Consider the following 14,826-nt stretch of genomic DNA (forward strand, 5'->3'; position numbering starts at 1 on the left):
CGCTGGCCGCCTGATCATGCCGTCCCGCCCGTACACCACTATTGACGATTGCTCCACAATTGCTGGACGATCGCGGAATCTATGCGGCGATGAGTCGAGGCGATAACCCATATGGCAATGGGGACGCGTGCGATCGAATTGCGCACGTGCTGAATGGTTGGTTGGGTGCTGCGGTTCGAGCGGCATGACGACATCAGGAAATAAGGCTAGATCATCATGAACTTTGAAACCATTTCGGTTGTTGGTTTGGGTTATATAGGATTGCCGACGGCAGCGGCTTTTGCCGCACGTCGAAAGAAAGTGATTGGCGTTGATGTCAATCAGTACGCGGTCGATACCATAAATCGTGGCGCAATTCATATTGTCGAGCCGGAACTCGACATGTTGGTGCACGCCGCTGTTTCGCAGGGTTATTTGCGGGCGACAACCAACCCGGAACCTGCCGATGCATTTCTTATCGCCGTACCCACGCCGTTTACAGACGGGCATAAGCCGGATCTCTCGTATATCGAAGCAGCAAGCCGCGCGGTTGCGCCGGTTTTGAAGAAAGGTGATCTTGTCGTACTCGAATCGACCTCGCCCGTCGGCGCGACCGCCCAAATGGCCGAGTGGATGGCGGAAATGCGGCCAGACCTCACATTTCCGCAGCAGGTGGGCGACATGTCGGACGTGCGTGTCGCGCATTGTCCGGAACGCGTGTTGCCAGGACATGTGATCCGCGAACTGGTCGAAAACGACAGGGTAATCGGCGGCATGACACGACGCTGCAGTGAAGCGGCACGCGAACTATACCAGGTCTTCGTACGTGGCGAATGCATCGTCACAGACGCACGAACTGCGGAAATGTGCAAGCTCACCGAAAATTCATTCCGCGATGTGAATATCGCTTTCGCCAACGAGCTTTCGCTGATCTGCGACCGGTTGGATATCAACGTGTGGGAATTGATCAAACTGGCAAACCGGCATCCTCGTGTCGACATCCTGCAGCCGGGGCCGGGCGTGGGTGGCCATTGTATTGCTGTCGATCCGTGGTTCATTGTCGATTCGGCGCCGGAGCAGGCGCGACTCATTCGCGCGGCACGCACGGTGAATGACGATAAGCCCCATTGGGTGGTTGAGCGCGTAGAGAGGGCGGCAAAGCGGTTTCGGGAACCGCAGATTGCATGTCTTGGCCTTGCGTTCAAAGCGAATATCGACGACCTGCGCGAGAGCCCCGCAGTGGAGATAGCCAAAGAGCTGGCGAACAGGTTCCCAGGACAAGTCGTCGCTGTCGAGCCAAACATTCGTAACCTGCCCGATGCACTCGAGGGTCGTCTCAGGCTTGGTGATTTGCGCACGGTGATGGCCGAAGCAGACGTCATTGTCATTCTGGTCGACCACGCGCAGTTCAAGCAGGTCGATCCGATTCGCCTGCAGGCCAAGGTCGTGATTGATACGCGTGGGGTGTTGGCTCGCTCCTGATCCTTGGGTCAATGGAGGGTGCTCCGCGCGAGCACCTCGCCCAGGAAATGGTGGATTACGTTACTACAGGTAGGGGGCGTTTGTTGTGCGGAGCCGGTCTGAGAACAGCGGGCGTGTCGGGCGAAATGTGTTTTTGATGGTCATGTCCTTGGCCGGCAACTACATCGCGTCGTTTGCCACGTTTCCCTACTTGACCCGTGTGCTGGGCCCAGAACACTTCGGGCTCCTTGCGTACGCGATGTCAATCGCCGCGTATGGTGCATTGCTCTCCGAGTGGGGATTCAGTCTAAGTGGACCGCGAGCTGTTGTTGCATGTCGTTCTAATCGAGAAGCGACAAATCACCTGATCTGGTCCGTGATTGGTGGGAAAGCTCTGATTTGTGCTATATGCACGGCTTTTTTATTGGGTTATATAGCTCTGGGCACCGGAACCAGGGACTCGCAGATTGTGCTTTTGGTGTCATGGAGTGGTGTTGCGGCAAATGTTTGCACTGTGTACTGGTTATTTCAAGGGCTGGAGAAATTCAATTTAATTTCTGCTTTGGTGTTTTCCAATCGCTTGGTCACAGTGCCTTTGACATTTTTCCTGGTCAAAAAACCGGATGATATCTGCATCGCGGCTGCAATTCAGGCAACGGGACCAATCGTCGCCGCATTTATTTCGCTTCTGATCGCTTACAAAGAGGGTTATATAGGGAGGCCCGTTCTAAAAATTTCCTCGATCATGAAGCAACTGCGGGATGGAACGGATATGTTTGTTGCGACAGCTTCTGTGACATTGTTCGGATCCGCTAATTCAGTTATTTTGATGCATTTTTCCGGCGCTTATGCTGCTGGGATATATGCAGGTGCGGACAAAATCCGGGTTGTGGCGAATCTTGTTCCTGCACAAATAAGTGCGGTTGTGTACCCACGGATTGAGCGTTTGCTCCGATCCGATCGAAGAGTAGCAGCGAAACTTATCGTCTATGGGGTATCTGCAACAGCGATTATATCTGCCGCGACTGTGTCTGTTATCGCAATCAATTCAGACCTCATTGTTCGAATCGTTCTTGGAGCCGCATTTCAAGGTGCTGGGAACGTTCTTTTCGTGCTCTGCTTTTCCGCTATCTTCGGAAATCTTGCCTATTTTATAGGTTTGCAGATATTGGTGCCCTCAGGTGCGAGCAGAAAGAGATCGGTGTCAATATTCGTTGCTGGGCTGATAAATATAACACTCTCGCTGGCTATGGTACCCAAGCTCGGAGCGAAGGGCGCCGCCGAAGCATTTGTCATTTCTGAAGCGATCATATTTATGATCTACGTGGCGTTGATTTTTTGGAATGAAAGATCAAGAAGAATTCTTTCTCTTTTTTCATTTAAATGATTCTGATGTAAAGGTCAGCTTTGGTGTCCGGGTTCAGCGAAATTATATTGGATAGCGTGAAAATGAAGAGTTCCAGGTCCACAAAGACGATTCAGGTCCTTCACGTTGGCCCCGGAAGAGGACAGCGAGGTGGAATTGCGTCGGTTATGGACGAGTTGGCACGGGAGCAGGAAAATTTTCGTGTCCGGGGAATCGAGATATCATCATTTGAAACTGGCGGATTCGGGAATAAGAGGGGGCAATTGAAATTCCTGTTTTTTGATATCCCCCAGTTCGTATGGAAAATGATGCGCTTTCCCGATATTGTTCATTTCCATGTTTCGGTAAAGGGCTCGTTCGTTCGGAAATTTATTTTTTTCATTTTGGCGAAATTGCTCAAAAGGAAAACGATATTTCATTTGCATGCCGGGAATTTTACCGATTTCTGGGCCCAAAGCAGTAAGTGTATCAAGTTTGCTATCGAATACTTTGTCGCTAAAGCTTGCGCAACGGTAGCTGTTTCCAATGCAGTAGGTTTCGAGCTCGTAAACATTGGGGCCGACGCTGGGCGATTACACATCATTGGCAATTCTGCCCGGTTTATAGAGGAAGCTGCCGGTCGAAATGACGGGCAGACAGACCAACAGGGTGCGACCAATTACGTGGCCTTTGCCGGCCGTCTTACCGAAGAAAAAGGCGTCAGGGACTTATTGGCGGCTGTGAGCCTCTTGAAGTATGAGGGCGTGCGCGTTGATGTTCGGTTGGCTGGAACCGGGGACACGAAGAAGTGGGCGCGGTATGCCGAATCTTCTGGGATTGACGATCAGGTGTTTTTTTGGGGCTGGTTAGACGGGGACGAGAAGATAAATTTCCTTCGTAACGCCAGGCTGTTCTGCATGCCGAGCCATTACGAAGCATTCGGCATTGCAACGCTGGAAGCCATGTTTTGTAGTCTGCCCGTTGTTGGCGTAAATATCGGTGGATTCCCCGATCTTGTCGAAAATCAGGTGTCTGGATTTCTCGTCGAAAAATCGAACAAGGGCGCATTAGCACGGTGTATCCGGATGCTTATCGAGGACCGCTTCCTGGCGGAAAGAATGGGTAAAGCCGGAGCCCGACGCGCGATCGATCTATATTCGACGGCTCGTGTAATTGAGAAATACACAGAATGTTACGAAGATATGATGGCGAGGGCTTGATGAAAGAAAAGCGAACCGGCCCGGTTGCGACTCTGCCGGGATTTTTCTTTGTTCGCTGTCTGATGGTTTTCTTCCTTACGACGGGGTGCGTCTTCGCGAGCGCGGCTATCGCGAATAGCAACGGCAGGCCTCAGCCTACGTTGCTATTTAGCGCTGATTGGGCCAAAGGGATTTCGAAAGCATTTGGTGTCCAGGCAAACGCAGGCGATCTCGAAGTGATTCCCGATCCAACTGGAAAATTCGAAAGAGTACTCCGGGTGACACTAAACCGGAGCGAAGATTTCGCACACGTTGAAAACGGTGTTCCACGTGGAGAGCTTTTGTTTCCAGCACCTGTTCGCTTTGAGCAGGGTAAAGAATATATAGTGAAATGGTCAACTTTGCTTCCGTCGGATTTTGAATTCGATGCTAAACAGCTGGTAATCATTACTCAGATTAATCAGGGTCACTGGCTGGGTGGCCCGACTGTAGCGCTCGCCCTTGAGGGAGCGAAGTACGCCATTTCCCAGCATGGTGGCGTACATCACGAGCAAGTCTCGGCTGGAGAGTGGCTTTGCTGTGCGGACAAAGACAAGGGGCGATGGGTGAACTGGAAGTTGGACTACGTTTCCGACGAAACGGGGAACGTCGCAAGTACCAGGCTGTTCAAGGACGATCTGCTCGTCTTTGATTCCGAGGGACACCCTAACGCGTACCCGGGAGTCGAGGATTCTTATTTTAAGATTGGGCTCTATAAGCCGGATTGGAATAAAAAACCTACCGACATTAACAGAATTTCTATTTTTTATGGCCCGGTCTCGATATACGTAGTAGCAAGGTGACAGACAAATGCCAAGCAGAAGTCAATGGAATCACATCAATTTATTCGGTTGTACTATGGATGCAGTAACCATGGACGACTCAGTTAGCTGGATAACCGAAAGAATCGAGGCTGGACGGTTCACTCAGCACGTTGTCGTAAACGTCGCAAAAATTGTGAACATGCAGTCCGATGAAAATCTCGCCAATTCAGTTCGCGCATGCGATATCGTCAATATTGACGGTATGGGTGTGGTCTGGGGGGCACGGTTTCTTGGTCTTCGCGTTCCGGAGCGTGTCGCGGGAGTCGATCTCTTTGAGCGCCTTCTTCAGATGGCGGAGACGCATGAATTCCCCGTCTTCTTTCTAGGGGCAACTTCCGAAGTCGTCGAGGAGGCCGCAAGACAATGTTGCCATCGCTACCGGAATTTAAAGCTGGCAGGATTGCACCACGGATATTTCGGAAACGATGAGGCGCAGGTTGTCGAGAAGATAAGAAAATCAGGGGCTCGGCTGTTATTCGTTGCCATTAGCTCACCGAAGAAGGAAGTGTTTATTAATCGATGGAAAGATAAACTGGGAGTCGACTTCGTGATGGGAGTCGGTGGTACGTTTGACGTCGTAGCTGGAAGGGTTAGTCGCGCACCGATTTGGATGCAAAAAGCAGGCCTTGAATGGCTGTATCGCGTTTTCCAGGAGCCAGGTCGGATGTGGCGTCGATATCTCGTTACAAATAGCCGTTTCGCGATAATGCTTGCACATGCGTACATAAGAAGATATTGGGCCTAGGCGATTATTATGAAGACTAGTGATCTGGATGATGCAAGGCGAGCCCCCAAAGGGGAAGCCAATATATTCCGTCGAGCCAATCCATTTGCGATCTTTGTAGCTGCCTATGCGGGTTATAACGTTCTTGGTTTAGTGGATGCTCCGTGGATCATCAAGGGGACATACGATAAAACACTGTGCTGGGAATTATTTGCGATTGGCATGGCGGGGCTTTTCATAGGGTATTTTTCGGCGCCGCGCTTGAAAATCCGGCAACCGGTAGCTCTAAAAAAATTCAGAAAATCGAAGCAACTGACAATCCTGTTTTTCCTGATTTTTGCTTTCTGTATTTCTGCGGCTATTGTACTTAATCATGGCCTTCCGTTGCTGCAAGGGGAGGCGAGATTCCAGAATTCGGCGTTGCTTTCAAATCTGGCTCCGCTGTATGGTTTCTGGATATTGACAAGGATGATATCGGATTTAGAGAGAAAAAAACGCCCCGGGATATTTCAGCCAATTGTTTACATAGTTGGGATTTTGATTCTGGGCTATAGATCGCCCGTGCTCGCTTTTGTCCTGACATATTATTGCTATTGGGTGGTTTTTAGGCTTTCGGGTTCGCGTGCTATTTGGTTAAGCGTATTTGTTGGCGGCGCACTTGGCCTGTTTGCGGCTTGCCTTTCACTCTTCAGAATTTCACAGAACTACGACGTTGCGCGCTTTTTTGAAAATGTCGATTTCAATTTTGTGCTGGCCCATAAATATATTTTGCCGTTGGTGCCCGCATTGTCGATGTTCGATTTCAGCCAAAGCACGATCGCAAAAATAGGCATCGCGCTGAAGGAGCCTATGTATGGCGGCCTGATGATGAGCAACTTTGAGACTCTTCTTCCGGGCAAGCATTGGGGGGCGAGAAACGTTATAGGTGATTTGACTGGGGCGCGTTGGGTTGCAGGGCGCCCGATGAGCATTACACCGACGCTGCAAGGGGCTTTATATACGGATTTTGGGTATGTTGGGGTATTTGTCGGCTTGTTTTTGATTGCCTGGTTTATTCGCTGGTATCGGAATTACGCATTTTCGCATGGCGTGGATTCCAGATTTTGCTTTTGCTATTTCTTTTCATTAAGCTTGATGTCGATTCACGCTGGATATTGGGACGTGAATTTTATATTTGTTGGATTCTTTGTAGTTTTGATAAAGATATTCGACGCAATGAAAAATAATTTGGGCGGACAAGGGTGAATTTTTTTGGAGGGATTGATCTTGATTTATATATATAGGGTATCGAGATTTTTTTTCAATTGCGGCGTGCCATTTATCCCGTGGATTCTGAAAATTATCAACAGGATAGTGTTTAGTGTATCCCTTCCACCCTCGGTGGTAGTGGGTAAGAATGTAGTATTTGGCTACCAAGGTTTGGGAATCGTTGTGCATCGACATGCCAGGTTGGGAAATAATATAATTATTTCTCCCAACGTGGTTATTGGTGGACGCGGAAAACCAGGGGCACCGGTTATACTGGACGATGTCTTGATTGGCGCTGGAGCCTGCATTCTCGGGCCGGTTGTGGTCGGTAAGGGCGCTAAAATAGGCGCTAATTCCGTAGTGTTGCAGGATGTTCCTGCGTATTCGACGGTAGTTGGGGTGCCTGCAAAGATCGTTCTGGACAAAATTGCGGATAGGCAACTCTAACTCACATCCCCGGCACCATCTCCGGCGGATGTTGCTTGAGTGCCTTCCTCGCTTCCCGAAACTCCGGAAAAATCGACTCCACGGTCCGCCAGAACCTCGGGCTATGATTCATCTCCCTGAGGTGCGCGAGTTCATGCGCCACGACGTAGTCCACAACGGACAGCGGAAAATGAATCAACCGCCAGTTGAGCCGGATCCGCCCTTCGCTCGAGCAACTACCCCAGCGAGTGGCCGCAGAGGAAAGCGCATAAGACCGGAACGCAACCCCAAGCTTCGCGGCATAGACCCCAAGCCGTTCGCCAAAAACCCGTGTCGCTTCGCCTTGCAGCCATCCAGTCACGCGATCCTTGATCTGCTGCGAATCGGCATGTGGCGGCAATGGCAAAGCGAGCACGCGCGTTGCCTCATCGAAGTCGAGAACGGAAGCCCCAAGCCGCAGCCGTATCGGCTTGCCGAGATAGGGCAGCTCCGCCCCATTCTCCCATTCCACGCGCGGCAGCGCGCGCTGCTCCACACGCGTTTGCCATTCGGCCAGTTTCGCGAAAATCCACCGCTGTTTTTCGGCAATAGCCGTTTCGATGTCGGCAAGTGTGACCCACCGCGGTGCCGTGATGGAAAGCCCGGTACCGTCGATGACAAAGCCGATCGATTTACGCGACGATCGTTTGAGCCGGTAATGCAGTGTGCGGGCACCCAGGGCGAGACTGCGCAGCCGCGTGCCGTCCGGAGCGAGCGGCGCTTTGCCCGGGTGCTGTGAGGGTGTCGGTGTAGGCGAGGGCGAACCCGGCAGCACGTCCGGCGCCGCTTCCCTAAAAAGCGGCAAGTCGAGCTGCCGGTTATCGAGCGCCGCAGCAGGCCGCGGCGTGTTGGACTTCTGCATCGTCAGGTCGGGTGCGATTGAGCGTGTGCTGCGTGCGCGATGCTCGCGTCGCTCAGTTGCGGCCCGCGCACATCAGATGCGTGCCGTATTGGCCGACGCGCCATCGGTCTCGCGATACGCCGCCGGATCGATGCGTCGCATTTCGGCTTCGATCCACTTTTCCACGCGCGTATTCACGGCGTCGGGCGAGAGTCCGGTCGTCTCGATCGGCTTGCCGATCGACACCGTGACTATACCCGGATATTTGATGAACGAGTTGCGGGGCCAGACGCGGCCCGCACTGTGCGCGATCGGCACGACCGGTGCGCCGGTTTCGATGGCGAAGCGTGCTCCACCGGTCTTGTACTTGCCCTGTTTGCCCGTGGGCGTGCGCGTGCCTTCCGGGAACATGATGACCCACGCGCCTTCCGCCATGCGCTGTTTGCCCTGGCGCGTCACCGAACCGAAAGCATGCTTGCCTTCCTTGCGGTTGATATGGACCATCTTCAGCATGCCGAGCGCCCAGCCGAAGAACGGCACGTAGAGCAGTTCGCGCTTGAACACATAGCACAGCGGACGCGGCATCAGCGCGGGAAAGGCAAGCGTCTCCCAGGCCGACTGGTGCTTCGAGAGGATCACCGCCGGCCCGTCGGGCAGATTCTCCATGCCTTCTATCCGGTAGCGAATGCCGTTGAGCCAGCGCGTGACGAACAGCGTCGTGCGGCACCAGCCCACCGCCATCCAGTAGCGCCGGTCGGCGTTCATGAACGGGAACGCGATGAAGCACGCCGTCGCGTACGGCATCGTGAACACGATGAAGTAGATGAACAGCAGCAGGGAGCGGAGAAAGCGCATCGGTCGGGCCGGGAGGATTGAGCGGGTGGCGCCGTTGTGCGCGCCTCACCCGGTCGGGTTAGCGTCGCATGAGTTCAGGCGGACTCGTTGGCGAGGAAGTCGAGTGCGAACGCGCGCAGGTCGTCATGGATCTGCGTGCCTTCGGGCAGGCCGCCCGCAGCGAGGGTCTTTTCGCCTTTGCCGGTGCGCACGAGATGCGTGGGAAAGCCGAGCGCGGCGCCCGCCTGCAGGTCGCGCAGCGAATCACCGACCACCGCGGTTTCCTCCGGCGCCACTTCGAAGCGTTCCGAGATCATCTTCAGCATGCCGGGCTTCGGCTTGCGGCAGTCGCAGTGGTCCTGCGCCGTGTGCGGGCAGAAGAACACCGCGTCGATGCGTCCGCCCACGGCGGCCGCGAGGCGGTGCATCTTGATGTGCATGGCGTTGAGTGCGGCCGTGTCGAACAGTCCGCGGCCGATGCCCGACTGGTTCGTCGCCACCGCGACGCGGTAGCCCGCCTGGTTCAGGCGGGCGATCGCTTCGAGGCTGCCGGGGATCGCGATCCATTCGTCGGGCGACTTGATGTACGCGTCGGAGTCGACGTTGATCACGCCGTCGCGGTCGAGGATCACGAGTTTTCTGCTGGAGCTGGTCGGCATGGCGTCGCGCTCAATAGTGGGCCAGTGGCATCACGCGGCCAGCCGCGAGATGTCGGCGACGCTGTTCATCTGCCGGTGCAGCGCCTTGAGCAGTGCGAGGCGGTTGGCTCGCAGCGCCGGGTCTTCGGCGTTCACCATGACGTCGTTGAAGAACGTGTCGACCGTTTCGCGCAGCGCCGCGAGCGCCGTGAGCGCGCCCGTGTACTCGCGCGAAGCGAGCTGCGATTCCACGCGCGGCGCGACCTGTTCGAGCTGCGCATGCAGCGCCTTTTCCGCGGCTTCGACGAAGAGCGCGATCTGCACGCCGGCATCGTCGGCCATCTCGGACTTCTTGAGGATGTTCGAGATGCGCTTGTTCGCGGCGGCAAGCGAAGCCGCTTCGGCGAGCGCTGCAAACTCGCGCACGGCGTCGAGGCGCGCGACGATGTCGTCGAGCCGCGTCGGGTTCAGTGCGAGCACTGCGTCGATTTCGGCGGCGGCGTAGCCGCGCTCGCGCAGCACGCCACGCAGGCGGTCCATGCAGAATTCGTAGATCGCGGCCGTCGAGTCGGTCACGGCGGGCACGTTGGCGAACTGCGCCTGTGCGGCGCGCAGCAGAACGACCAGGTCGAGCGGCAGTTGCTTCTCGACGAGAATGCGCAGCACGCCCAGTGCATGACGGCGCAGCGCGAACGGATCCTTTTCGCCGGTGGGCGCGAGGCCGATGCCCCAGATGCCCACGAGCGTTTCCAGCTTGTCCGCGAGTGCGACGACCGTGCCCGTGGTCGTGGTCGGCAGCGCGTCGCCGGAAAAGCGCGGCTGGTAGTGTTCCGAGCACGCGATGGCCACTTCCTCGGCCTCGCCGTCGTGGCGCGCGTAGTACGTTCCCATCGTGCCTTGCAGCTCGGGGAATTCGCCCACCATGTCGGTCAGCAGGTCGGCCTTCGCGAGGCGCGCACCGCGCTTCGCGAGCTCGACGTTTGCGCCGCACTGCTGCGCGATCTCGCCCGCGAGCGCTTCGAGGCGCTCCACGCGCTGCAACTGCGAGCCGAGCTTGTTGTGATACACGACGTTCGCGAGCAGCGGCACGCGGTCGGCCAGCGGCTTCTTCTTGTCCTGCTCGAAGAAGAACTTGGCGTCGGCCAGACGCGGCCTTACGACGCGCTCGTTGCCTTCGACGATCTCGTCCGGCGTATCGGTCGCGATGTTCGAGACGATCAGAAAGCGCGAGCGCAGGCGGCCCTGGTCGTCCGTGAGCGCGAAGTACTTCTGGTTCGTCTGCATGGTGAGGATCAGGCACTCCTGCGGCACCTGCAGGAATTCGTCCTCGAACTTGCATGCGTACACGACCGGCCATTCGACGAGCGAGTTCACTTCGTCGAGCAGCGTTTCGGGCATCACGACCTTGTCGTCGCCGGCCGCGGCGATCAGTTGCGAACGGATCGATTCGCGGCGGTCTGCGTAGTTCGCGATCACGTAGCCCTTGTGCTGGAGCGTGTGCGCGTAGTCGTCGGCGCGCGTGATGGCGATCGGGCCTTCGGAGAGGAAGCGGTGGCCGCGCGTGGTATCGCCGGCGTCCACGCCGAATGCGCTCACCGGCACGATCTGGTCGCCGTGCAGGGCGGTCAGGCGATGCACGGGACGCACGAACTGCACGTTGCTGCCGTCCGGGCGCTGGTAGGTCATGACCTTCGGGATCGGCAGCTTCGTGAGCGCTTCGTCGAGCACGGCCTGCAGGCCGTCGGCGAGCGTCGCGCCGGGCGCCGCGTAGCGCAGGAAGAACGCTTCGTTCTTGCCGTCCGAGGCGCGTTCGAGGTCGCTCACGGGGAAGTCGGGGAAGCCCAGCGCCGCGAGTTTCTTCGCGAGCGGTGCGGTGGGCTGGCCGTTGGCGTCGAGCGCGACCGAAACGGGCAGCACCTTTTCGCGCACCTGCTTTTCGGGTGCGACGCTGCGCACGTTCTTGATCGTCACCGCGAGGCGGCGCGGCGTGGCGTAGCGTTCGAACGAGAGATCGCCTTCGATCAGGTCGCGCGCGGCGAGGCGCTGCGCGATGCCTTCGGCGAAGGCGTCGCCAAGGCGCGCGAGGGCCTTCGGCGGCAGTTCCTCGGTGAGCAGTTCGACGAGGAGAGTGGCGTGATGGGCTTGGGTCATTGTTCTGGTGATCCGGTCATTCCTCGTCGAACTTGCGTTCGACCTTCAGCGGCGGCGCCCACGCGGGCATCGCGGCTTCCTGTTCGTCGGTCGTGAGGCCGGGCACGCCGTGCACCGGATTGCCGAGCATCGGGAAGCCGAGCTTTTCGCGCGACTCGTAGTACGACTGCGCCACGCTGCGCGAGAGCGCGCGAATGCGGCCGATGTAGGCGGCGCGCTCGGTCACGGAGATCGCGCCGCGCGCGTCGAGCAGGTTGAACGTGTGCGCGGCCTTGAGCACGAGCTCGTAGGCGGGCAGCGCGAGCTGCTGCTCCATCATGCGCTTCGCTTCGCCCTCGTACGCGTTGAAGAACGTGAACAGCAAGTCGACGTTCGCGTGCTCGAAGTTGTACGTGGATTGCTCGACTTCGTTCTGGTGGTACACGTCGCCATAGGTGAGGCGGCGCAGCTCGGGGCCGTTCGGACCTTGCTCTTCCCACTCGGTCCAGACGAGGTCGTACACGTTCTCGACCTTCTGCAGATACATCGCGAGACGTTCGAGACCGTAGGTGATTTCGCCGAGCACCGGCTTGCAGTCGAGGCCGCCCACCTGCTGGAAGTAGGTGAACTGCGTGACTTCCATGCCGTTCAGCCACACTTCCCAGCCGAGCCCCCAGGCGCCGAGCGTGGGGTTCTCCCAGTCGTCCTCGACGAAGCGCACGTCGTTCTGCTTGAGGTCGAAGCCGAGGGCTTCGAGCGAGCCGAGGTACAGGTCGAGGATGTTTTCCGGCGCGGGCTTGAGCACCACCTGGTACTGGTAGTAATGCTGCAGACGGTTCGGGTTTTCGCCGTAGCGGCCGTCCTTCGGGCGGCGCGACGGCTGCACGTACGCGGCGCGCCACGGCTCGGGGCCGATCGCGCGCAGGAAGGTGTGGACGTGCGAGGTGCCGGCGCCGACTTCCATGTCGATCGGCTGGAGCAGCGCGCAGCCCTGCTTGTCCCAGTAGGACTGGAGCGTCAGGATGATTTGCTGAAACGTGAGCATGAAATGCCTGCAGTTTGCTTTTTTGGGGCAGGAAACCACGGCCCCGGCGGCGCGCACGGGCGAGGTGCCCGGCAGCCCTGGCCGGGCGACGGCCTGGTGCTAAAACGTTGAATTTTACCGGATTGGCGCGGTATTGAGACCTGGGCGGCGATTGTGAGGTTAGTGCGGGGTCTTGCCGCGCCCCGGCCGTCCCGGCCCGAAGGCGAAGCCGAACGCCAGCATCAGGAGCGAAATCGCGACCACGGTATTGTTGCCGCTCGTCACGTAAGGCGTGAATCCCGCTGTGCTTTCGATGCGCACGTCGAGCGAACCCGCCGTGAAGGTGGGCAGGCGCGCGATCACGCGGCCGTGGGCGTCGATGGCGGCGGTGGTGCCGGTATTGGTGGCGCGCAGCATGGGCCGGCCGGTTTCGAGCGAACGCATGCGCGCGATCTGCAGATGCTGGTCGAGCGCGATCGTGTCGCCGAACCAGGCGAGATTCGTCGAGTTGATGAGGATGCCGGGCGAGGCCGGATTTTCGCGCACGGTGCGGGCGATCTCTTCGCCGAAGATGTCTTCGTAGCAGATATCGACGGCCACCGGCTGGCCGTGCACGAGGAACGGCGCTTGCACGGGCAGGCCTCGGGCCATGTCGCCGAGCGGGATATTCAGCATGGCCACGAACCAGTGGAAGCCCAGGGGCACGAATTCGCCGAAAGGCACGAGGTGGTGCTTGTCGTAGCGATAGAGCCCGGGCTTGCCCGGCGTGATGCCGAAGAGGCTGTTCGTGAAGTCGACGATACGGCCGTCCGGCGTGATCGTGCCGCCGATCGCGCCGAACAGGATGGCCGTGCCGGTGGAGTCGGCGAAACGCCGGACCGCGAGGGCGAAGGGCTGGGGCATGTCTTGCAGCAGCACGGGGATCGCGGTTTCGGGCGTGACGACGAGGTCGGCAGGTTTTTCGGTGATGAGCTGCTGGAATTCGCCGAGCGCGGCCATCGTGCCGGCATCGGAGAACTTCATTTCCTGCTTGATGTTGCCTTGCAGAAGGCGCACGTCGAGCGGTGCGCCGGTAGGCTCGGTCCACGGCACGAGCGGCAGCAGCAGTCCGGCGACGATCGCGGCCACCGCGACCCCCGCCGGCATCGCGACGGCGGCGCGCGGCGCACTGCGGCGTTGGGCCGGCGCCGCGGGCTCGTCGCCGGAGGGACGGCCTTTCAGCGCCCACGCGCGGACCAGCGCCTGCGCGACCAGCGCCGCGACGAGGGCAAGCACCCAGCCCACGCCATACACGCCGGCGATCGGGGCGTAGCCGGCGAGCGGGCCGTCCACCTGTGCGTAGCCGCTCGCGAGCCACGGGAAGCCGGTAAAGACATAACCGCGCGCCCATTCGCCGAGCGCCCATGCGCTCGCGAAGGCAAACGCGCCGTGCCAGGTGGGCGAGAACGGAATGTCGTCCGCAAGGCCGTTGCGGGCATGTCCCGCGCAGAACGACCAGACCGCCGCTGCCAGCGCGGGATAGAGCCCCAGATAGAGCGAGAACAGGACGAGCGCGGTGCCCGCGAGCGGCGCGGGCATGCCGCCGTAGTCGTGCATGCTCACGTACAGCCACCAGACGCCGCTCACGAAGTTGCCGAAGCCGAAGGCCCAGCCCGTGAAGAGCGCGCTCTTCCAGCCGGTCGTGCGCGTGAGCCAGAAGTAGAAGCCCGCGAAGATGGCGATTTCGAGCCAGCCGCCGTGCGGCGTGGGCGCGAAGGAAAGGGTGTTGAGCGCGCCCAGCGCGGCGGTGGCGAGATAGTGCCAGACGGGCAGCGCCCGGCGCGCGGCGCCGGTGGCGTCCTGCGGTGCCTCGGTCGGCGCTTCGATGGGTGCGCCGGTGCGCGTGCGGGAGTCGATCGGTTCGGACATGGAATCGGGTTGCGCTGGGCTTGCGCGGTTGTGTGGCCTGAGTTGCGGCGGTGCGCGAGGTGAGACGGACGCGCAGGCGGGCAGCGAGCGCAACGATAGCATTTTCGCGAGTCGGTTTTCGATCCCGGCCGACGCATGGGGAGGCCGGGCGAAGCGGCCTTTCGAAA

Annotated in this window: 13 protein-coding genes; 7 read left to right on the forward strand and 6 right to left on the reverse strand. The window is 58.4% G+C overall.

Annotation, left to right across the window (positions count from 1 at the left end; genetic code table 11):
• Nucleotides 1–216: 216 nt before the first annotated feature.
• From wecC to V8683_RS26205, 7 genes are all read left to right on the forward strand, one after another.
• Nucleotides 217–1,461 (forward strand): UDP-N-acetyl-D-mannosamine dehydrogenase, encoded by a 1,245-nt coding sequence (wecC, locus tag V8683_RS26175; RefSeq protein WP_411188518.1) that lies wholly within the window; start codon nt 217–219, stop codon nt 1,459–1,461.
• A gap of 127 nt (nt 1,462–1,588) precedes the next feature.
• Nucleotides 1,589–2,827 (forward strand): oligosaccharide flippase family protein, encoded by a 1,239-nt coding sequence (locus V8683_RS26180; protein WP_411188519.1) that lies wholly within the window; start codon nt 1,589–1,591, stop codon nt 2,825–2,827.
• A gap of 146 nt (nt 2,828–2,973) precedes the next feature.
• Nucleotides 2,974–4,005 (forward strand): glycosyltransferase family 4 protein, encoded by a 1,032-nt coding sequence (locus V8683_RS26185; protein WP_411188520.1) that lies wholly within the window; start codon nt 2,974–2,976, stop codon nt 4,003–4,005.
• Nucleotides 4,005–4,826: a heparin lyase I family protein gene (locus tag V8683_RS26190; protein WP_411190496.1), complete on the forward strand. Its 822-nt coding sequence runs from the start codon at nt 4,005–4,007 to the stop codon at nt 4,824–4,826. The genes V8683_RS26185 and V8683_RS26190 overlap by 1 nt, the downstream gene beginning before the upstream one ends.
• A 70-nt stretch (nt 4,827–4,896) precedes the next feature.
• Nucleotides 4,897–5,592, forward strand: coding sequence for a WecB/TagA/CpsF family glycosyltransferase (locus V8683_RS26195; RefSeq protein WP_411188521.1), 696 nt, complete (start codon nt 4,897–4,899; stop codon nt 5,590–5,592).
• Between the two features lie 9 nt (nt 5,593–5,601).
• Nucleotides 5,602–6,816, forward strand: coding sequence for an oligosaccharide repeat unit polymerase (locus tag V8683_RS26200; RefSeq protein WP_411188522.1), 1,215 nt, complete (start codon nt 5,602–5,604; stop codon nt 6,814–6,816).
• 234 nt (nt 6,817–7,050) lie between these two features.
• On the forward strand, nt 7,051–7,266 hold the full coding sequence (locus tag V8683_RS26205; protein ID WP_411190497.1) for a serine O-acetyltransferase: 216 nt from the start codon (nt 7,051–7,053) through the stop codon (nt 7,264–7,266).
• 1 nt (nt 7,267) lies between these two features.
• On the opposite strand, the gene V8683_RS26210 is transcribed toward V8683_RS26205, so the two are convergent.
• The 6 genes from V8683_RS26210 to lnt form a co-directional block, all read right to left on the reverse strand.
• A complete protein-coding gene (locus V8683_RS26210; RefSeq protein WP_411188523.1) occupies nt 7,268–8,146 on the reverse strand; it encodes a M48 family metallopeptidase in 879 nt (292 codons plus the stop codon).
• 72 nt (nt 8,147–8,218) lie between these two features.
• Complete coding sequence (locus V8683_RS26215; protein ID WP_411188524.1) at nt 8,219–8,980, reverse strand: lysophospholipid acyltransferase family protein; 762 nt, start codon at nt 8,978–8,980, stop codon at nt 8,219–8,221.
• 74 nt (nt 8,981–9,054) lie between these two features.
• The gene (gene gmhB, locus V8683_RS26220; RefSeq protein WP_411188525.1) at nt 9,055–9,618 is read right to left on the reverse strand and encodes a D-glycero-beta-D-manno-heptose 1,7-bisphosphate 7-phosphatase; all 564 of its coding nucleotides are present in this window, start codon (nt 9,616–9,618) and stop codon (nt 9,055–9,057) included.
• Between the two features lie 30 nt (nt 9,619–9,648).
• Nucleotides 9,649–11,748 (reverse strand): glycine--tRNA ligase subunit beta, encoded by a 2,100-nt coding sequence (gene glyS / locus V8683_RS26225; RefSeq protein ID WP_411188526.1) that lies wholly within the window; start codon nt 11,746–11,748, stop codon nt 9,649–9,651.
• Nucleotides 11,749–11,764: 16 nt separating this feature from the next.
• Entirely contained in the window at nt 11,765–12,772 is a 1,008-nt protein-coding gene (glyQ, locus tag V8683_RS26230; protein WP_411188527.1) for a glycine--tRNA ligase subunit alpha, read from the reverse strand.
• A 159-nt stretch (nt 12,773–12,931) separates the two neighbouring features.
• Entirely contained in the window at nt 12,932–14,659 is a 1,728-nt protein-coding gene (gene lnt, locus V8683_RS26235) for an apolipoprotein N-acyltransferase (protein ID WP_411188528.1), read from the reverse strand.
• Nucleotides 14,660–14,826: the final 167 nt, after the last annotated feature.

It is taken from the genome of Paraburkholderia sp. AV2 (assembly GCF_054968425.1).